Source organism: Micromonospora sp. NPDC050397 (genome assembly GCF_044901685.1).
Lineage (GTDB): Bacteria > Actinomycetota > Actinomycetes > Mycobacteriales > Micromonosporaceae > Micromonospora_G.
On record NZ_JBJDPS010000001.1, the window covers coordinates 848,154 to 865,860 of the forward strand.

16 protein-coding genes are annotated in these 17,707 nt (G+C 71.9%); 8 read left to right on the forward strand and 8 right to left on the reverse strand.

All coding sequences use genetic code 11. The features are described from left to right. Nucleotides 1-144: 144 nt before the first annotated feature. Genes ACI2K4_RS03250 through ACI2K4_RS03260 form a run of 3 tightly spaced genes read right to left on the reverse strand, consistent with a single transcriptional unit; the run spans nucleotide 145 to nucleotide 3,742 of the window. Nucleotides 145-1,443: a low temperature requirement protein A gene (locus tag ACI2K4_RS03250; RefSeq protein WP_404509168.1), complete on the reverse strand. Its 1,299-nt coding sequence runs from the start codon at nucleotides 1,441-1,443 to the stop codon at nucleotides 145-147. 2 nt (nucleotides 1,444-1,445) lie between these two features. Continuing rightward, nucleotides 1,446-3,053, reverse strand: a complete 1,608-nt coding sequence (locus tag ACI2K4_RS03255; RefSeq protein WP_404508324.1) for an MFS transporter — start codon at nucleotides 3,051-3,053, stop codon at nucleotides 1,446-1,448. Continuing rightward, on the reverse strand, nucleotides 3,047-3,742 hold the full coding sequence (locus ACI2K4_RS03260; RefSeq protein WP_404508326.1) for an SDR family oxidoreductase: 696 nt from the start codon (nucleotides 3,740-3,742) through the stop codon (nucleotides 3,047-3,049). The genes ACI2K4_RS03255 and ACI2K4_RS03260 overlap by 7 nt, the downstream gene beginning before the upstream one ends. Before the next feature lie 249 nt (nucleotides 3,743-3,991). On the opposite strand from ACI2K4_RS03260, the gene ACI2K4_RS03265 reads away from it, so the two are divergent. The 6 genes from ACI2K4_RS03265 (at nucleotide 3,992) to ACI2K4_RS03290 (ending at nucleotide 10,025) form a co-directional block, all read left to right on the forward strand. After that, nucleotides 3,992-5,650 (forward strand): FAD-dependent oxidoreductase, encoded by a 1,659-nt coding sequence (locus ACI2K4_RS03265; protein ID WP_404508328.1) that lies wholly within the window; start codon nucleotides 3,992-3,994, stop codon nucleotides 5,648-5,650. After that, nucleotides 5,647-7,158 carry an ATP-binding protein gene (locus tag ACI2K4_RS03270; protein ID WP_404508330.1) on the forward strand — a complete coding sequence of 504 codons (1,512 nt, stop codon included), beginning with the start codon at nucleotides 5,647-5,649 and terminating at the stop codon, nucleotides 7,156-7,158. The genes ACI2K4_RS03265 and ACI2K4_RS03270 overlap by 4 nt, the downstream gene beginning before the upstream one ends. A gap of 48 nt (nucleotides 7,159-7,206) precedes the next feature. Then, entirely contained in the window at nucleotides 7,207-7,482 is a 276-nt protein-coding gene (locus ACI2K4_RS03275; protein ID WP_404508331.1) for a DUF2087 domain-containing protein, read from the forward strand. Between the two features lie 158 nt (nucleotides 7,483-7,640). Continuing rightward, a complete protein-coding gene (locus ACI2K4_RS03280; protein WP_404508333.1) occupies nucleotides 7,641-8,261 on the forward strand; it encodes a cyclodeaminase/cyclohydrolase family protein in 621 nt (206 codons plus the stop codon). Continuing rightward, complete coding sequence (locus tag ACI2K4_RS03285; protein ID WP_404508334.1) at nucleotides 8,258-9,106, forward strand: bifunctional 5,10-methylenetetrahydrofolate dehydrogenase/5,10-methenyltetrahydrofolate cyclohydrolase; 849 nt, start codon at nucleotides 8,258-8,260, stop codon at nucleotides 9,104-9,106. Before ACI2K4_RS03280 ends, ACI2K4_RS03285 begins: the two co-directional genes overlap by 4 nt. A gap of 319 nt (nucleotides 9,107-9,425) precedes the next feature. Continuing rightward, nucleotides 9,426-10,025: a hypothetical protein gene (locus tag ACI2K4_RS03290; RefSeq protein WP_404508336.1), complete on the forward strand. Its 600-nt coding sequence runs from the start codon at nucleotides 9,426-9,428 to the stop codon at nucleotides 10,023-10,025. 25 nt (nucleotides 10,026-10,050) lie between these two features. Here ACI2K4_RS03290 and ACI2K4_RS03295 read toward each other — a convergent pair whose 3' ends face one another. After that, entirely contained in the window at nucleotides 10,051-10,599 is a 549-nt protein-coding gene (locus ACI2K4_RS03295) for a DUF4240 domain-containing protein (RefSeq protein WP_404508338.1), read from the reverse strand. Between the two features lie 374 nt (nucleotides 10,600-10,973). On the opposite strand from ACI2K4_RS03295, the gene ACI2K4_RS03300 reads away from it, so the two are divergent. Further along, nucleotides 10,974-11,969, forward strand: coding sequence for a transcriptional regulator protein (locus ACI2K4_RS03300; protein ID WP_404508340.1), 996 nt, complete (start codon nucleotides 10,974-10,976; stop codon nucleotides 11,967-11,969). 150 nt (nucleotides 11,970-12,119) lie between these two features. Here the strand turns inward: ACI2K4_RS03300 and ACI2K4_RS03305 are convergent, their stop codons facing one another. Continuing rightward, a complete protein-coding gene (locus ACI2K4_RS03305; protein WP_404508341.1) occupies nucleotides 12,120-13,370 on the reverse strand; it encodes a condensation domain-containing protein in 1,251 nt (416 codons plus the stop codon). A gap of 103 nt (nucleotides 13,371-13,473) precedes the next feature. Between ACI2K4_RS03305 and ACI2K4_RS03310 the strand changes: the two genes are divergently transcribed. Next, nucleotides 13,474-14,406: a carbohydrate kinase family protein gene (locus tag ACI2K4_RS03310; RefSeq protein WP_404508343.1), complete on the forward strand. Its 933-nt coding sequence runs from the start codon at nucleotides 13,474-13,476 to the stop codon at nucleotides 14,404-14,406. Nucleotides 14,407-14,529: 123 nt separating this feature from the next. Here ACI2K4_RS03310 and ACI2K4_RS03315 read toward each other — a convergent pair whose 3' ends face one another. From ACI2K4_RS03315 to ACI2K4_RS03325, 3 genes are read right to left on the reverse strand one after another with little or no spacing between them, the layout of a single operon-like run. Then, on the reverse strand, nucleotides 14,530-15,402 hold the full coding sequence (locus tag ACI2K4_RS03315) for an aldo/keto reductase (RefSeq protein ID WP_404508344.1): 873 nt from the start codon (nucleotides 15,400-15,402) through the stop codon (nucleotides 14,530-14,532). After that, nucleotides 15,399-16,259 (reverse strand): trehalose-phosphatase, encoded by an 861-nt coding sequence (locus tag ACI2K4_RS03320; RefSeq protein WP_404508345.1) that lies wholly within the window; start codon nucleotides 16,257-16,259, stop codon nucleotides 15,399-15,401. Before ACI2K4_RS03320 ends, ACI2K4_RS03315 begins: the two co-directional genes overlap by 4 nt. After that, entirely contained in the window at nucleotides 16,256-17,692 is a 1,437-nt protein-coding gene (locus tag ACI2K4_RS03325; protein WP_404508347.1) for a trehalose-6-phosphate synthase, read from the reverse strand. Before ACI2K4_RS03325 ends, ACI2K4_RS03320 begins: the two co-directional genes overlap by 4 nt. Nucleotides 17,693-17,707: the final 15 nt, after the last annotated feature.

The following is a 17,707-nucleotide window of genomic DNA, read 5'->3' on the forward strand; positions in this document are numbered from 1 at the left end:
CGCGCTGGCGCCGGGCGGCGCACGACCGAATCCTAACGACCTTGACCGTCGCCAAGCCCCTTCCGCCACCGTCGGATGTTAGGAAGGGGCCCTTCCTCTACCAAAGACGATAGGAAGGGGCCCTTCCTTGCATCTGGTGTTGGGTTAGCGGTGTTGGCGGCGCCAGGCGGTCTCGCGGGCCTCGTGCGCTAGGTGCTCCTGCAACACCGCCTCCCGGACGCTGCGGCGCGAGCTGGCGAACAGGACGAGTTCGGTGCCGACGAGCGCGACGCAGATCGCGGCCAGCAGGGCCAGGGCCGCGAGCGCCGGTACCACGACGGCGAGCGGGATCAGCCCGCCGGTGAGCACGATCGCGCCCACCCGGGTCCAGGTGACCGTGCCCAGCATGCGTAACTGGAAGCCGAGGTGGCCGAGGAGGTAGAGGGCGAGTCCGCCGAAGAGCAGGGTGACCGCGATCGGATGCATCGGGCGGTGCCCGAGGTCGGGGTTGCCGACGTGTTTGAGTGCCTCCTTGCCGCCGAGGGAGAGCAGCATCAGCCCGGTGATGATCGGCAGGTGCAGGTAGATGTAGGCGTCCCGGGCGAGTCGTACCCGGTGCATCCCGCGCGCCGCGTGCAGGGCCTGTTCGGCGGCGAGCGCCACGATGTCGAAGTAGGCCCACCAGAGGGCGGCGCTGACCACGATGCCGAGCACCGCCGCGATGATCAGTGGCCAGGTGATCGGGTGCGGGATCAGGGTGCCGCCGACGCCGACCGAGATGATCAGTTCGCCGAACGCGACCAGCAGGATCAGGGAGAACCGTTCGGCCCAGTGTCCGGCCGAGGCGATCCGCCAGCCGTGCGGCGCGGCGAGGAACCCGGCGCTGTACTCGACCACGACGGCGAGCACCCAGAAGCCGATCTGGGTCCAGGTCCGGACGGTGCCGGCCGGCAGGTGCTCGGGCACCAGCGCGGCCAGCAGCAGGAACCCGGTGGCGAGTCCGATCGTGGTGCCGACCCGGGGCATCTGGGCCCGCAGGTGGCGCTGGTCGGCGGCGACGTTCCACTGCAGGACCACGAAGAGGATCCGGACCACGAAGTAGCAGCAGGCGAAGACGAGCGGACCGGAGAGGCCACCGCTGATGTCGACGAACGCCTCGGAGATGGTCAGGGCGATGACGAAGATGGCGGCCATGACGGTGAACAGCACCACCGGCACCATGCCCTCGCTGGAGCGGATGCTGTTGCCGGCCCAGGCGTAGGCGATCCAGCACCACCACAGCAAGGAGATGATCAACAGGGCGTGGACCAGGCCGACACCGGTGAGGTTGTCGGTGGTCGCGCGGGCGATGTTGAACAGGGCGTAGACGAAGACCAGGTCGAAGAAGAGTTCCAGCCGGTTGACCCGGCTGCCCTCGGCCGCCGCCCGGATCCGCAGCGGGCGCCGCGCGCCACCGTCGCCCATCGTCACGATCCCGCCTCCGTCGGCAGCAGGTGACGCACCTGCGGTGCCCCCTCGGCGAGCGCGACGGCGCGCTGTTCGGCCGCCCGGTCCTCACCGGTGAGCCGCCCGCCGTGCTGGCGCAGGTGCTCGTCCCAGGAGGGCAACTGGTACACCTCGACAAAACAGGCCGGGGACTCGCCCTCCCGGTACAGGCCCCAGCGGCTCGCCCCGGTACGTTGCCGCGAACCCCGTACGAGTTCCATCGCGTCGACGAACGCCACCTCGTTCTCGGCCCGGACCACGTAACTGACGATGACCACGACCGGGCCGATGCGCGGGTCGGGTTCGTGGGTCAGCCGCAGCGCCGGCCAGTAGCTCTCCGGGTCGAGTTTGCTGCCGCGCAGGTCCGGCAGCGGCCAGAGCCGCACGGTGCACGCACCGAGCAGCATCAGCACGGCGGCGGCCAGGTGCGCGGCGACCAGCCCGGCCATGTCGCCGACCACGCCCCAGACCAGCGCGCCGACCGCCTGTCCACCGGCGAAGACCACCTGGTAGACCGCGAGTCCACGGGCGCGTACCCAGCCGGGCAGGTAGAGCTGGATCTCGGCGTTCAGGTTCGACAGCACGGTCACCCAGGCCACGCCGGCCGGCACGAGCGCGACCAGCACCACCGGCAGGTTCGGCACCAGTGCGACCACGATCAGCGCCGCGCCGTAGAGCAGGCCGGCGACGAGCAGGAACGTACCGGCGGTCAGGTGCACCCGTACCCAGGGCAGCAGCACCCCGCCGACGATCGCGCCGACGCCGAGCGCGGCGAGCAGTATCCCGTAGCCGCTGGAGTCGAGGTGCAGTCGCCGGTTGGCGACCAGCGGCAGCAGCGCCCACAACGCGCTGCCGGGGACGAGGAAGAGCAGCGCCCGGAAGAGCAGCCGGCGTACGACCGGGGAGTGCCGGACGAACCGGCCACCGGCGCGGAGCGCGGCGGTGAACCGTTCCGGCACCTCGACCGCGCGGGCGTTCTCGGTACGCCAGCGGTAGAGCGCGGCTCCGAAGACCAGTACGGCGACCGCGTTGAGCGCGAACACCGGCGCGACGCCGGCCCGGGCGATCAGCAGCCCGGCGATCGCCGGTCCGATCGACCGGGCCGCGTTGACGCTGATCGAACCGAGCGCCGAGGCCGACTGGAGCTGGTTGCGCGGGACCAGTTCCGGGATGATCGCCGCCCAGCAGGGCAGGGTCAGCGCCTGTCCGACGCCGATCGCGAAGGTGAGGGTGAGCAGCAGCGCCGGTGGCATCCGGCCGGTCGCGGTCAGCACGGTCAGCAGCAGCCCGACCGCCGCCAGGTAGAGCTGGACCGCGATCAGCAGGTGACGCCGGTCGAACGCGTCGGCCAGCGCCCCGGCGGGGAGCGCGAGCAGCAGGATCGGCAGCATGCTCGCGGTCTGTACCAGCGACACCAGGGTCGAGGCGTTGCGCTCGTCGATCAGTAGCCACTGGGCGCCGACGGTCTGCATCCAGGTGCCGATGTTCGCCGCGAGCAGGGCCAGCCAGAGGTTGCGGTACGCGGCGCCACGCAGCGGCGCCCAGGCCGAGGTGGTGGGCTCGGCGGTCGCGGGGCCGGCGCTTACCACCTGCCGTCGGCGCGGAGGACTTCCTGGCCCGAGACGTACAGGTCGTCCGGCTCCAGGAGGAGCAGGCGTACGACCTCCCGGGCCACCTGCTCGGGCTCGGCGTACACCTCGTCGAGGAACTCGGCACCGACCCGCTCCTGGAGCCTGGTGTGCATCGGGCCGGGGTGGATCTGCATCACCTTGATGCCGCTGCTCCCCTCGGCCTGGGCCAGCGACTCGACCAGGCTCTTGCCGAAGTTCTTGGTGGCCCGGTAGACCGGGATGCCCGGTCGGGGCTTGTCCACCGCCATCGCGCCGATGACGACGATGTTGCCCCGGCCCCGCTCCCGCATCCGGATCAGCGCCTCCCGCAGCAGGTACGCCGTGCCGAGCACGTTGACCTCGATCGCCTCGCGCAGCGCCTCGGGCGCCATCTCCTCCAGCGCCCCGCCGGCCCACCTGGTGGCGCAGTGGGCGAGGCCGTCGACGGCGCCGTATCGGTGAGTGACGTCGGCGAAGGCGCGGGCCACCTGGTCGTACGAGGAGACGTCGCAGGTCATGCCGGCGCAGTCGAGCTCGCTGGTGGTGGCCTCGACCTCGTCGGTGACGTTGCCGAGGACGAAGACCCGGTGGTCGGAGGTCAGCATCCGGGCGACCTCGAGTCCCAGCCCGCTGGTGCCGCCGGCCACGACAAACGTCCTGGCGCCCATGTCACCTCCCGGTCGGCGGTGCCGTACCCACCGAGCCTGTCACCGACGAATCGGATTCGGGCCGCTAACCGGGGAAGTCGTCCGATCGGGGGGCGGCGCCAGGGGGTGGTCCGGCGGTGACCCGGTGGAGCCGCGGATGGTCCGGGGTGACCGGGAACCCGGCGCGAGGGCCGGCATGATCCACGGCCGCGTCATCTACTGTTGCCGGAGGCTTGGCAGGCCCGTACCTCTCCCTCAGGATGGACATACATGGCAAACCCGGCGATCCTGACCGTCGACGACGATCCCGCGGTGTCACGTGCGGTGGCGCGCGACATCCGGCGCCGCTACGGCGACCGCTACCGGGTGGTGCGCGCGGACTCCGGTGACGCGGCGCTCACCGCGCTGCGGGAGATCAAGTTGCGCGGCGAGCAGGTCGCGGTGATCCTCGCCGACTACCGGATGCCGGTGATGAACGGCATCCAGTTCCTCGAAGCGGCCATGGACCTCTTCCCGCAGGCCCGGCGGGTGCTGCTGACCGCGTACGCGGACACCGACGCGGCCATCGACGCGATCAACATCGTCGACCTGGACCACTACCTGCTCAAGCCCTGGGACCCGCCGGAGGAGAAGCTCTACCCGGTGCTCGACAGCCTGCTGGAGATCTGGGCCGCCACCCCGGACACCACCGCCACCGAGACCCGGGTGATCGGGCACCGTTGGTCCGCGCCGTCGTTCGCCGTACGCGACTTCCTGGCCCGCAACCTGGTGCCGTTCCGGTGGCTGCTCGCCGACGAGCCCGAGGGCGGGCGACTGCTCGCCGCGGCCAACCTCAGCGCGAGCGACGTACCGGTGGTGATCACGCCGGACGGCAAGGCCCTGGCCACGCCGAGCGAGGCGGATCTGGCCAGCCATGTCGGCCTGAGCACCACTCCCGCCTCCGACTTCTACGACGTGATCGTGGTCGGCGCCGGCCCGGCCGGTCTGGGCGCGGCCGTCTACGCCGCCTCCGAGGGACTGCGTACGGTGCTGGTCGAGCAGCGGGCGACCGGGGGACAGGCCGGACAGAGCAGCCGGATCGAGAACTACCTCGGCTTCCCCGACGGGGTCTCCGGGGCCCAGTTGACCGACCGGGCCCGCCGGCAGGCGCTGAAGTTCGGCGCGGAGATCCTCAGCACCCGCGAGGTGGTCGGACTGGAGGCCGCCGGCACCGCCCGGCTGCTCCGCTTCGGCGACGGCACCTCGCTCGCCGCGCACGCCGCCGTGCTCGCCACCGGGGTCGCCTACCGGCGGCTCGACGCGCCCGGCCTGGCCGACCTGACCGGCCGAGGTGTCTTCTACGGCTCGGCGGCCACCGAGGCACCGAGTTGCAGCGGCGACGACGTCTACATCGTCGGCGGCGCCAACTCGGCCGGGCAGGCGGCCCTGCACTTCGCCCGGTACGCCCGCCGGGTGCACATCCTGATCCGGGGCGACAGCCTCGCCTCGTCGATGTCGCGTTACCTGATCGAGCAGGTCGAACGCTCACCCTGCATCACCGTGCACCCGAACACCGAGGTCGTCGGCGGGACCGGTGACGAGCACCTGGAGACGCTGACGCTCTGCGACCGTCGCACCGGCACCACCCGTACCGTCGAGACGTCCTGGCTGTTCATCTTCATCGGCGCCGAGCCCCGGACGAACTGGCTCGAGGGTGTGCTCTCCCGGGACGAGCGCGGCTTCATCGTCACCGGACCCGCCCTGCTGCGCGACGGCCAGCGCCCCGCCGGCTGGTCGCTGCCGCGCGACCCGTACCACCTGGAGTCGAGCCTGCCGGGAGTCTTCGCCGCCGGGGACGTGCGCGCCGACTCGGTCAAGCGGGTCGCCTCCGCCGTCGGCGAGGGCGCCATGGCGGTCACGGTGGTCCACCGCTATCTGGAGGCGCAGTGAGTGACCAGGGCACGACCCTCCCCGCCGGGTCCGACCCGGCCGCCGCCGACCCCGGCGCCGAACGGCTGGACCGGGACCAGTTGCGCACCCTGTTCCTGTTCGAGAAGCTCACCGACGAGCAACTCGACTGGCTCGCCGAGCAGGGCCGGGTCGAGCACCGCGAGGCGGAGACCACCATCTTCGCCGAGGGTGAGGCGGCGACCTGCTTCTACGTGCTGCTCAGCGGCACGGTGATGCAGCTCGGCCGGGTCCGTGGCGAGGAGGTCGAGGTCACCCGGACCAGCCAGCGCGGCGTCTACGGCGGGGCGATCCGCGCCTACATGCCCGACGACCCCGACCAGCGGTACGCCAACACCCTGCGGGCGATCACCGACTGCGACCTGTTCGTGCTGCCGGCGACCACCTTCGCCACCGCCATGCGGGACTGGTTCCCGATGGCGGTGCACCTGCTGGAGGGGCTGTTCTACGGCATGCGCCGGACCCAGACCCTGCTCGGCGAACGGGAACGGTTGCTCGCCCTCGGCGCGCTCTCCGCCGGCCTCACCCACGAGCTGAACAATCCCGCCGCGGCCGCCGTACGCGCCACGGCGACCCTGCGCGGGCAGGTCGCCGGCATGCGGCACAAACTCGCCATGATCGCCGACGGTCGGCTCGACGGGTCCCGGCTGCACCACCTGGTCGAGTTGCAGGACGACGCGGTCAAGCGGGCCGCCACCGCCCCCGAACTCTCCGCGCTGGATACCAGCGACGCCGAGGACAACCTCGGCGACTGGCTCGAGGACCACGAGATCGGCGAGGGCTGGCGGCTCGCCCCGACCCTGGTCGCGGGCGGCATCGACACCGACTGGCTGGACCAGGTGGCGCTCGCCGTCGGCACCGAGAACCTCGACCCGGCCGTACGCTGGCTCACCTACACCGTCGAGACCGAGCAGCTCATGCGGGAGATCGACGACGCGGTCGGACGGATCTCCGGGCTGGTCGGCGCGGCCAAGCAGTACTCGCAGCTCGATCGGGCGCCCTACCAGACCGTCGACGTGCACGACCTGCTCACCGCCACCCTCACCATCATGAAGGCGAAGATCCCGGCGGGCGTACAGAAGGTCAAGCACTACGACCCGAACCTGCCCGCCATCCCGGCGTACGCGGCCGAGCTGAACCAGGTCTGGACCAACCTCATCGACAACGCGCTCGGCGCGATGGGGGAGACCGGCACGCTCTCGGTGAAGACCGGCAGGGAGGGCGACATGCTGGTGGTCGAGATCGGCGACACCGGGCCGGGTATCCCGGCCGAGATCCGGGACCGGATCTTCGAACCGTTCTTCACCACCAAACCGGTCGGCGAGGGGACCGGCCTCGGCCTCGACATCTCGTACCGGATCGTGGTGACCAAGCACCGGGGCGACATCCGGGTCGACTCCCGGCCGGGTGACACCCGGTTCCGGGTCTACCTACCGATCGACCCGCCGCCGGTCGTCCTCGCCGACGCCGAATCCGCGCCCGCCGAGTAGCACCGCCGGGGCGGAAAACGGGTTGCACCGGGGACTACGGTGCGAAGGATGAGCGACGACCGGGAAAAGGTGCTGCGTACGTTCCTCAAGGACGATCGACTCGTGACGATCCCCGCCAAGGCCGGCAAGCGCCGGGTGCTGCTGGAGCACATCGTCACCGCGTTCGAGCCCGGTGTACGGCTGACCGAGCGCGAGGTCGACGCCGTGTTACGGGGCTTCTACGAGCCCGACTGGGTGTCACTGCGCCGCTACCTGATCACCGAGGGACTGATGTCCCGGGAGAACGGCGTCTACTGGCGCACCGGCGGCCCGGTCGACGTCTGACCACCCCGCCACCGGCACGGGTACCCCGCCACGCCCGAACGCCGCACGGGTCCGGCACGCGACGCGCCGCCCCGGGTGGCCGGCAGGACCACCGGATGCTGGCAGGATTCATCCGGCAGCGCCCAGTTCCAGCCACCCCACGCGGAGGACCAGCGCGGATGCGCGACGACAAGATTGGCGACTTCCTGGACCGGCTCGCCGAGCGGATCCCCGCCCCCGGCGGCGGCGCCACCGCCGCCCTGCACGCCGCCCAGGCCGCCGCCCTGATCGGGATGGTCGCCCGCTACAGCACCGGCGAGCGGTACGCCGCACACGCGACCACCATCGACCGGATCCGCGACACCAGCGACGCCCTGCGCGAGGACGCGCTGCGGCTCGCGGCCGAGGACGCGGCCGCCTTCACCGCGGTCACCGACGCCCACCGGCTGCCGAAGGAGACCGACCCGCAACGCGCCGAACGCTCCGCCGCCATCGCGACCGCCCTGGTCGGGGCGGCACAGCCACCCGCCCGGGTGATCGCGGTCGCCGCCACCGTGCTGGCGTTGGCCGAGGAACTGCTGCCGATCGGCAACCCGAACGTCAGCACCGACGTCGCCGCGGCCGCCGAGGCGGCCCGGGCCGCCGCCACCACCGCCCGGGTCAACGTCGAGGTCAACCTCGCCAGCGTGCACGACACCACCGCCCGCGTCCCGCTGGTCGCGGCAACGGACCAGGTCGACGAACTCACCACCCGCGCGGACCGGCTGACCGCCGACGTACGGGAGGGGATCGCCGGATGAGCGGGCTGATCCTCAGCGGCCGGGAACTCGCCGCGACGATCCGGGCCGACACCGCCGAACGGGCCGCCGCGCTCACCGCCGCCGGCACCCCACCACGGCTCGCCGTCGTGGTCGCCACCGACGACGCCTCCAGCGCCTGGTACGTCCGCTCGATCAGCACCGCCGCGGTGAAGGCAGGCATCGTCTGCAAGGTCCTCGACCTCGGTGCCGACGCCGAGGTGGAGACGATCCGCGCCACCCTGGCCGACCTCAGCGCCGACAACATGGTGCACGGCATCGTGTTGCAGACCCCGCTACCGGCCGGGGCGAGGCTCGAAGACCTGGCCGGGGCGATCACGGTGGAGAAGGACGTCGACGGGGCCAACCCACTCAGCCTCGGCCGGCTCGCCGCCGGGCTGCCCGCGTACCCACCGGCGACTGCGGCCGCCGTAGTGGCGGTTCTCGACCACCACGAGGTCGAACTGGCCGGTCGGCGGGCGGTGGTGGTGGGACGCTCCACCGTGGTCGGTAAGCCGGTCGCCCACCTGCTGCTCGACCGGCATGCCACGGTGACCGTCTGCCACTCCCGTACCCCGGATCTGGCCGCCGTCACCTCGACCGCCGACATCCTGGTCGCCGCCGCCGGCCGGGCCGGCCTGGTCACCGCCGACCACGTCAAGCGCGGCGCGGTCGTGGTCGACGTCGGCACGAACCCCACCGAGGACGGCGGGCTGGTCGGCGACGTCGACGCCGAACCGGTCGCCGAGCAGGCCGCCGGCCTCACCCCGGTCCCCGGCGGGGTCGGCCCGGTCACCACGGCACTCCTGCTGAACCACACCGTACGGGCGGCGTCGACGCTGGCCTGAGCCGAGCGACGACCACGGTTCGGGCGACCCACGGTTCGGGGCCCGAGCTGACCGTCCACGGTTCGGGTGACCCACGGCTCGACCGGAACCATTGACCCGGTGGTTGCCGGCATGCTCCGATGGTCGGTATCGCCACGGCGTCGGGGGCAACCGCGCCGATCGGCGGAGCCGGATCAGACACCAGGTGGTCGCGACCGCCGTGTCCAGTGGCACCCCGCCGGGCCCGATCGGGAGCCACCGGACACCGAGGGCCGCTGCCGCCACCGCGCGAAATGACCGTGCTGGCGCTGCCGCCGGGGTCTCCGATCGGTGATGGGAAATGATGCAGGCTTCTCCGGAAAGAATCGAGTCCACCACGCCCGCCGTCTGGTGGCGTAACCGCTTTGTCTGGGTCGGCGTCATCCTGCTGGCGGTGTCGGCCACCGTCGTCCTCCTGGTCGACCGGGCCGGGTCGGGGCCGGCGCCGGCCGACGACCTGAACGCGCAACTCGACCGGCGGCTGGTGGCGACGCTGGAGCAACTCGACCCGGAACAGCACCAGGGCCACGGCGAGCACGCGAAGGACGTGACGGCGGAGACAAAGGTCGTCTGCGGCGTACGCGTCTTCGGCTTCGAACCGGCCGGGGCGACCGCCGTCTCCGAGGTGCGGACCGCGTACGGCTTCCACCTCTGCGGTGTCGCCGAACCGAACCGCCCCTGGGACTGGGCGGTGAAACTGGTCGGACCGATCGTCGTGGCCATGGGCACGGAACCGCCGACGGTGCAGGTGGCCGAGGCGACCAACGAGGTGTCGTTCGCTGACCGGGTCGGGCAGCTCTTCCCCGAGCAGTACCGGGAGCAGGCGCGGAAGGAGTCGCTGGGCGACGAGCGGATGCGCGAGCTGCGCCAACGCTACGACCAGGCGGCCGGCGTCTCCTGACCGTTCGACCGGGTGGAACCGGTGGCTATTCCGTCGGCCACCCGAGCGGGTTGGTGACCGACTCCCGGGAGATGCCGGAGCCGGTATCCGGCCACGTGTCGAAGCGCTCCAGGTGCAGGTGCGCGAAGAAGTAGCAGAACTCCTCGCAGTCGGCGTCGAGGACAGCCACCGCCGGATTCGCCTGGACCGCCTCATAGAACTCCCGGCCCATCGCGACTATGAACCCGCGCGCATACAGGAAGCCGTCGTTGGAACCGTCGGTAACCTCGTGAATGTCTGCGCGGTCGATGTCGTACAGCTTTCGCTCGACGACCCGGTCCAGGGCGACCAACTCCGCGGCGGAAAGCCCGCCACACTCCTCGCGCAGTGTGGCGAGGAAGGGAGCGAGCCACGCGTCGATCGCGTACAGCTCGCCGGTTTCGCTGCTGTTCGGATCCCGGTCGAGCAAGAACCGACGCAGGCCCGCCGGTTCCGGTCCCAGTCGTGCCCACGCCTCCTCCACCAACTTCCAGAAACGGTCCTCCTCCTGGGCTGTTGGCAACGAGTGGGAAAGAGCAGGATCGTCATCAGTCACCGGCAGACGATAACCAGACCCACCGACAACGAGGCTCGTTGCCGGCGGCCGTCTTCCCGACCCGACGGCTCGTTGTCAGCCGGAGCGCGGGCGGCGGCATGGCGGCTACGTCCGGTAAGGGGTGGTCGCGTCGCGGGTGACCGCACCCGTGGGCTGCGTGGATTTCCGGGCCGGGGTCTTGATCAACAGTTGGCGAGCGTCCGCCCGGTGGATCCATCGACGTCAGACGTTACAAGGCACCAACTCTAACTAGAGTTGCCGAGTAATTGCCAGATTACGTTCAAGAAACAACAACATGTACGTTAGTTCTTGCGAGCACCCACGAGGGGGCATACCGTACGTTGGTCGATTGCTGGGACGGCACGGGGGTGCGGATGGGCGGCCGTAGCGGGCGGGAAGAAGCGCGTCAAATTCCTATCGATTCCCTGGTCCCGGGGGATTCCCCCCGGCTCGGCGGCGAGGACTCGGAGCACGTCCGGCTGCTGGCGCAATCCGACGATCCGCTGCCGCCGATCCTGGTGCACCGCGCGAGCATGCGGGTGGTCGACGGGGCGCACCGGCTCCGCGCGGCCGTACTCCGTGGCGAGGAGACGATCGCCGCCGAGTTCTTCGACGGCGACGAGCGGGACGTCTTCGTCGCGGCGGTCCGCGCGAACGTGGGGCACGGGCTCCCGCTGACACTCGCGGACCGGGAGGCCGCCGCGGCCCGAATCGTCGCCTCGCACCCGCAGTACTCGGATCGGGCGATCGCCGCGATCAGCGGGCTGGCGGCCAAGACCGTCGCCGCCATCCGGAGGCGCGGTGGCGGAGGCAACGAGCAGGTCACGGCGCGGATCGGCCGAGACGGCCGAGTGCGGCCGTTGAGTAGCGCCGAGGCGCGGCGCGTCGCGAGCGAGACCATTGCCCGGCACCCGCAGGCATCGCTGCGGGCGGTGGCCCGGCTGGCGGGGCTGTCGCCCGCGACGGTACGGGATGTCCGCGACCGCTTGGGGCGGGGCGACGATCCGGTGCCGCCCGGGCAGCGAGAGGAGGGCCGAGGGCAGCTACCCGGACGCCGGCATCCCGGACCGGAGCGGCGTCACCCCGGTGCCGAGAACCGGGTCGGCCGTCCCGGCGGCGGTGTGGGGCGCGACCGGGCGACGCTGCTGCGCAACCTGAACCGGGACCCGTCGCTGCGGTTCAGCGAGTCGGGCCGGCACCTGCTGAGGTGGATACTCTCCCGGGCCAGTGGGCCTGAGGGCTGGGAGCAGGCAACCGAGAAGATGCCGTCGCACTGCGCGTACGTGGTCGCCGAGGTGGCGCGCGGCTGCGCCGAGGAATGGCTCGCTTTCGCCGATCGGCTGGAACGGCGGATGCGCGAAACCGGCTGACCGGAACGGCGGATTCAGCACCGCTGAATTGGCTGTCTGTTCATTCCGTCCGCCCGAGGAAGCTCCGTGGCTCTCGCCAATGGACCGGGTCCCGATTTCCACCGGTCCCGATTGCGGCTGAGCTTCTCCGGCGGGTCGGCGGGCTGGCCGTCACACCCGCCGCCGGCCGGGACGGGGCAGGTCCGCGACGCTCAGCAGCCGCTGTTTCAACGCGGTGAGCAGTTCGGCGACGTCGGCCAGGGCGTACCGCACCGGGTCGTGCCAGCACTCGATGGTCAGGACGTCGGCGCCGTGGCCGAGCATGAAGTGCAGTCCTGCCTCCTCCGCCAGTCCACCCTGGTCGGGGCGGCCGGTGAGGCGTGCCGATCCGAGCCGTACCGGTGGACCCGGCGTGTAGGCGTTCACCGTGACCACCGAGGGTCGGTGGTCGCTGATCGTCCGATCCGGCTCCACCCGCCGGAGCACCAGCGGGTACGGGACACCCTGGTGTGGCAGTTGTCGAGACCACGTCTCGCGGACCTCGGCGAGCAGGCTGACGAGATCGAGGGGGTCGGCGAACCGGAGGCGTACCAGCACCATGTTCGCGAACCAGCCGACGGTCCGGGTGAACGGGGGCCGACGCCCGTGCGTCAGGACCCGGAAGGTGACGTCCCGCTCGCCCGAGGACTCCGCCAGAACCGCCGCCACCGCCGCCAGGTACGCCAGGAAGACGGTGACCCGCTGGGAGGCCGCGGCCGAGACGACCGACCGGCGTTCGTGATCGTCGAACTCGATCCGGGCCGAGGTTCGCCGCCCGGAGAGCGGACCGGTCGGGTCGAGGCAGAACTTCGGTACGACGGGCCGGTTGAGCGCGGTACCGGCCAGGTGTTGCCGCCAGTAGCCCAACGAGGGCGGGTCGCCGGTGCCGTACCGCGCGTGTTGGTCCGCCGCGAACGCGCCGTACGAGTCGGGTCCGTCGGGATCCGGCGCCCGGCTGGCACCGGCGGCGAGGTCGGTCAGGACGATGTCGAGCGAGCTGGCGTCCATCACCAGGTGGTCGAAGGCGAGCGTGAGTACCTGGTGCCCGTCGTGGCGGGTGAGTAGCTGACCGGACCAGAGCGGCCCCTGTCGGCGGTCACGGAAGCGGTCGGCCTCCGCCGTGATCTCGGCCTGGACCTGGTCGGCGGTGAGTCCGGTCCGCACGAGCAGGTCCGGTTCCACCTCGTCCGGCACCAGCATGGCGGTGCCGTCCGGTGTCAGGTGGCCCCGCAGCGCCGGATGGGCTCGCGTGAGCCGGGTCAGCGCACGGCGCAGCCATTCCTCGTCCAGGTGACCGTCCACGTCGAAACTGGCATTGACATTGAAGGGGACGGGGCCGTGGATCCGGTCGCGGGCGAGGCGTGCGCTTTGCGCGTACGACAACGGCCAACGCTGTATTCCACCCGTCATCGGCCCCCCCATATACTGCGCGCACCCACGCCTGCGGGCAGGTTATCCGAGGAAGCGGAACGGCGGAAGGAATGCGATGGCGGAGTTCGACGTGCTCGTGGTCGGCGGAGTGGGCGTCGATACCATCGTCCGCATTCCCGACCTCGAAATACCGTCCGGCGACCACTACGCCGTACCGCCTATCCTGGACTACGTCGCACATTCGGGTAACGGCGTCGCGCTGGGCTTCCACGCACTCGGGCTGCGGACGAAGTTCGTCGACTTTCTCGGCGACGACGCCCAGGGCGCGCAGGTGCTGGCCAGGTACGCCGAGGTTGGACTGGACTTCGCCCACCTGCCCGCGCCGTCGGGCACGTCCCGCAGCGTCAACCTGGTCGACGACCAGGGCCGCAGGTTCTCCTTCTACGATCCGCGCCACCCGGCCGACCTGCGCCTGCCGGCGGACTTCTACCTGCCTTTCCTCACCCGGGCCAGGCACGTGCACGTCGCCTCGGAGCGGGGCGTCGGGGCGTTCGCCGACGCACGGCGGCTGGGGCTCACCACGTCCACGGACATCCACGCGTGGGACGGCGTGCGGTCGGGCCCGCTGGTGCGGGCCCGCGAGGCCGACCTGATCTTCCTCAGCGCGGCCGCGGCGCCGACGAAGATCGAGGACCTGATGTACACCCTGCTCGACGGGGGTGGCACCGAGGTGGTCGTGGCGACCGAGGGAGCGGCCGGCTGCCGTGTGCTGACCCGGGCCGAACGCAGGGTCCGCCGGTTCCCGGCGGTGGTGCCGGAGCGTCCCGTGGTCGACAGCAACGGCTCCGGTGACGCGTTCAGCACGGCCTTCATGAGCCGGTGGTTCGCCGGACGGCCGGTGGAGGAGTGCGTGCTCGCGGGAGCGGTGTCCGGTGCGTACGCCTGCGGCGCGGCCGGTACGCACGAAGAGCTGATCTCCGCCACCCAGTTGGAGGAGGCCGTCGCACGAGCGGCGGAGAGCCCACAGTGGCGGGCTGGCCGCCGCTAGAGGTGCGGGGTGCCCCGCCGGGGTGCGCGGGAAGACCCTCGACCGTGCGGTGGGCTGGAGAACCGGATGGGCCGGCGGACCCGGTGAGACCCGGCCCGCCGGCCCGCTGTCCGGCTGGACGGATCATGCCGGGGTGAAGTCGCTCAGCTCCGCCATGTGCTCGTCGCTGAGCCGCACCGCCGCCGCGCCGCAGTTCTCCGCCAGGTGCTCCAGGTTGGTCGTGCCCGGGATGGGTACGACCACCGGCGAGCGTTGCAGCAGCCAGGCCAGCGCGACCTGCGACGGCGTCGCGCCGGCCGCCTCGGCCAACGTGACCAGGCCACCTCCGTCACGGGCCAGCACGCCCTTGCCGAGAGGGAACCACGGGATGAAGCAGATCGACTCGCGGTCGCAGTACGCGAGCACCTCCTCCGAGCGGCGCTCGGTCAGGTTGTAGAGGTTCTGCACCGAGGCGATCGGGGTGATGGCCCGGGACGCCTCGATCTCGGCGACGGTCACCTCCGACAGTCCGATGTGCCGGATCTTCCCCTCGTCCCGCAGCGCGGACAGCTCGCCGAGTTGGTCGGCGAGGGGCACGTGCGGGTCGATGGTGTGCAACTGGTAAAGGTCGATGCAGTCCAGGCCGAGCCGGCGCAGGCTCATCTCCACGCACTGGCGCAGGTACTCCGGACGACCCACCGGCACCCAGACACCCGGCCCGGGCCGGACCACGCCACCCTTGGTCGCGATGGTGACGTCCCGGTACGGGTGCAGTGCGCGCCGGATCAGGTCCTCGCTGACGTACGGGCCATAGCAGTCGGCGGTGTCGACGAAGGTGACACCGAGTTCGACCGCGTGGCGCAGTACGGCGACGGCGTTCTCCGGGTCGGCCGGCAGCTCCCAGATCCCGGGCCCGGAGAGTCGCATCGCGCCGTATCCGAGCCGGTTGACCGGCAGGTCGCCGCCGATCGCGAACGTCCCGCTGGCCCGGGCGGGTTGCGTGGTGGAGGTGGTCATCTGACGGATCCCTTCGCTGGTCGGACTGGCGGTGGTGGGTCGAGCCGGCGCTGGTCCGGCGGATCGGTTGCCGTGGCCAGGTCGAGCAGCCAGGCGCGGCACGCGGCGGGGCTGTCGAGCACCACGTCGGCCAGGCGTTCGGTGTCGGGGTGCGCACCCGGTGTCCGGACGTGCGCGCAGCCGGCCAGCGCCAGCCTGCCCCGGCGGGCGAGCGCCCGGGCGGCGCGCAGCATCGGCCCGTCGCCGTGGTCGTCGCCGACGACCGCCAGGCGCCGGGGGCGGAACCGGCGGACCAGGTCCCGTACCGCGTCGCCCTTGTCCGGCAACGACGGTGGCCGGAACTCGGTCCAGCCGCGTCCGCGTATCTCCTCCAGACCGGCGTCGCGGGCCCGGGCGGTCACCGCGGCGAGCGCCTGGGCCGCCGCGTCGGGCGGGTCTCCCGGGTGGTGGATGGTCAGCATGAGCTGCTTGTCCTCCACGTGCATGTGGGCCGGGCAGGAGCGTCGAAGGTCGGCGGCGAGGGCGGCGAGGGCGCGGTGCGCCGCCACCGGTACCGGATGCCGTACCGGCACCCGCGAGTGCGGCGTCAGCGTCTCGGCGCCGTGCAGCCCCACCACCCAGGTGGATGCGCCGAGCACCCGGCGAGCGCTCTGGGCCCGGCGCCCGGTGACGCAGACGAACGTGACGGCGCGGGCCGTGGCGATCCGACGGCAGAAGCCGGGCAGCAGCTCGCGTTCGGTCTGCCAGTCGGGCGCGGCCGAGGTCGCGGGAACCAGGGTGCCGTCCAGGTCGGCGGCGATCAGCAGATCCACCGGCGGGTACCGGAGCAGCGCGGCGGGGCGCTCGATCCCGGTCACCTCGGCGCGGCGGTCACCGGGCGGTCGAGCAGCCGGAGCTGTCGTCCGGCCCAGACCGGCAGGGCGATGCGGGCGCCGGCGTCCCGCATCCGGGCCGCGCGGGCCCCGCGCTCGGCGGACGGCATGTCGATCGCCCTGTTGATCGCCCCCGCCAGTTCGACGAGGTCGAAAGGGTTCACCAGCAGGGCGTCCGCGCCGAGTACCTCGCTCGCGCCGCAGGTCGGCGTGATCACCAGGACCGGGTCGCGGGTGCCGATCACCGAGCACTCGAAGGCGGTCAGGTTCTGTCCGTCGATCACCGAGTTGACGAGCACCACGTCGGCCCGGGCCAGGCAGCCCAGCGTCAGCCGCCGGTCGTCGCCGACGAGCAGGCGTACCCGCTCCTCGCCGAGGCGGTCGTTGGCCTCGGCGACGGCCCGTACCACCCGGTCGCGGTAGTCCGCGTTGGCGGCGATGCCGAGCCGGTGCGGCTGGAGCCGTACCAGCAGCCGGGCGTCGCTGGACGGCCGCTCGGTCACCGCGTGGGCGAAGGCCGCGACCGCCCGATCCGCGTTCTTGATCGGGTCCGTCCGGCCCGCGTGCACCACCAGCGGGCGGTCGCCGGCCCACCCGGCCAACTCCTCCGGCCACAGCGGCGCCAGGCCGGACATCGCTTCGGCGCTGTAGCTGAGCGGCTCGACCGCGACCCGGGTCACCCGTCCGGCGTGTTCGACCGTGCAGTTGGCGTGGTCGACCCGGGCACCCGGCACCAGTTCCTCGACACCGCGCAGGAACTGCCGCCGCCAGCGGTCGGCGAAGAACGCCACCACGTCCGCCGCGAGCACCCCGGCGATCAGGTCGTCGACCATGGTGGTGGGCAGCATCGCGAGCCCGCTCGGGTCCGGCCAGGCGATGTGGTGGAAGTAGAGGATTCGCGCGTCGGGGTCGGCGTCGCGCAGCCGCCGTGGTACCAGGCTGAGCTGGTAGTCCTGAACGAGGTAGACGGCGCCGCGACGACCGGCTCGCCGCAGCAGCGCCGCCGCGATGTCCCCGTTGAGCGCGTGCAGCGACTCCCAGGCCAGCCGGCTCCGGGTGTCGAACGTCGGCTCGGTCGCCCCGTTCCACAGTCCGTGCATCGAGTGCCAGAGCAGCTCGGTGACCAGCCCGTACCGTTGCGGAGAGAGCGTCTCCGGGGCGTGCCGGACCAGGTGCAGGCTGATGTCCCGGCCGCCGGCCGAGCGTACGGTGAGGCCGTCCGGGTGACGGCGGGTCATCTCGATGTCGGCGTCCGTCGCGGCGCTGGCGACCACGGTGACCGCGAAGCCGCTCGCGATGTCGCCGGCGACGCTGCCGGTGCTGCCGTTGAGCCGGGGCACCACCTCGCCGTCGACCAGCTCGTGGGCGACCGGGGCGGCCTTGGCGGCGACGAGCACCGGCGGTTGGTCGGTTTGCATGGACTTGCTCCTCCC

Bases quoted from the DNA above. Each gene is read 5' to 3' on its own strand.
- ACI2K4_RS03250 (WP_404509168.1), bottom strand. From the start codon at position 1,443: ATGGGCGACGGTGGCGCGCGGCGCCCGCTGCGGATCCGGGCGGCGGCC.
- ACI2K4_RS03260 (WP_404508326.1), bottom strand. From the start codon at position 3,742: ATGGGCGCCAGGACGTTTGTCGTGGCCGGCGGCACCAGCGGGCTGGGA.
- ACI2K4_RS03265 (WP_404508328.1), top strand. From the start codon at position 3,992: ATGGCAAACCCGGCGATCCTGACCGTCGACGACGATCCCGCGGTGTCA.
- ACI2K4_RS03275 (WP_404508331.1), top strand. From the start codon at position 7,207: ATGAGCGACGACCGGGAAAAGGTGCTGCGTACGTTCCTCAAGGACGAT.
- ACI2K4_RS03280 (WP_404508333.1), top strand. From the start codon at position 7,641: ATGCGCGACGACAAGATTGGCGACTTCCTGGACCGGCTCGCCGAGCGG.
- ACI2K4_RS03285 (WP_404508334.1), top strand. From the start codon at position 8,258: ATGAGCGGGCTGATCCTCAGCGGCCGGGAACTCGCCGCGACGATCCGG.
- ACI2K4_RS03290 (WP_404508336.1), top strand. From the start codon at position 9,426: ATGATGCAGGCTTCTCCGGAAAGAATCGAGTCCACCACGCCCGCCGTC.
- ACI2K4_RS03300 (WP_404508340.1), top strand. From the start codon at position 10,974: ATGGGCGGCCGTAGCGGGCGGGAAGAAGCGCGTCAAATTCCTATCGAT.
- ACI2K4_RS03310 (WP_404508343.1), top strand. From the start codon at position 13,474: ATGGCGGAGTTCGACGTGCTCGTGGTCGGCGGAGTGGGCGTCGATACC.
- ACI2K4_RS03315 (WP_404508344.1), bottom strand. From the start codon at position 15,402: ATGACCACCTCCACCACGCAACCCGCCCGGGCCAGCGGGACGTTCGCG.
- ACI2K4_RS03325 (WP_404508347.1), bottom strand. From the start codon at position 17,692: ATGCAAACCGACCAACCGCCGGTGCTCGTCGCCGCCAAGGCCGCCCCG.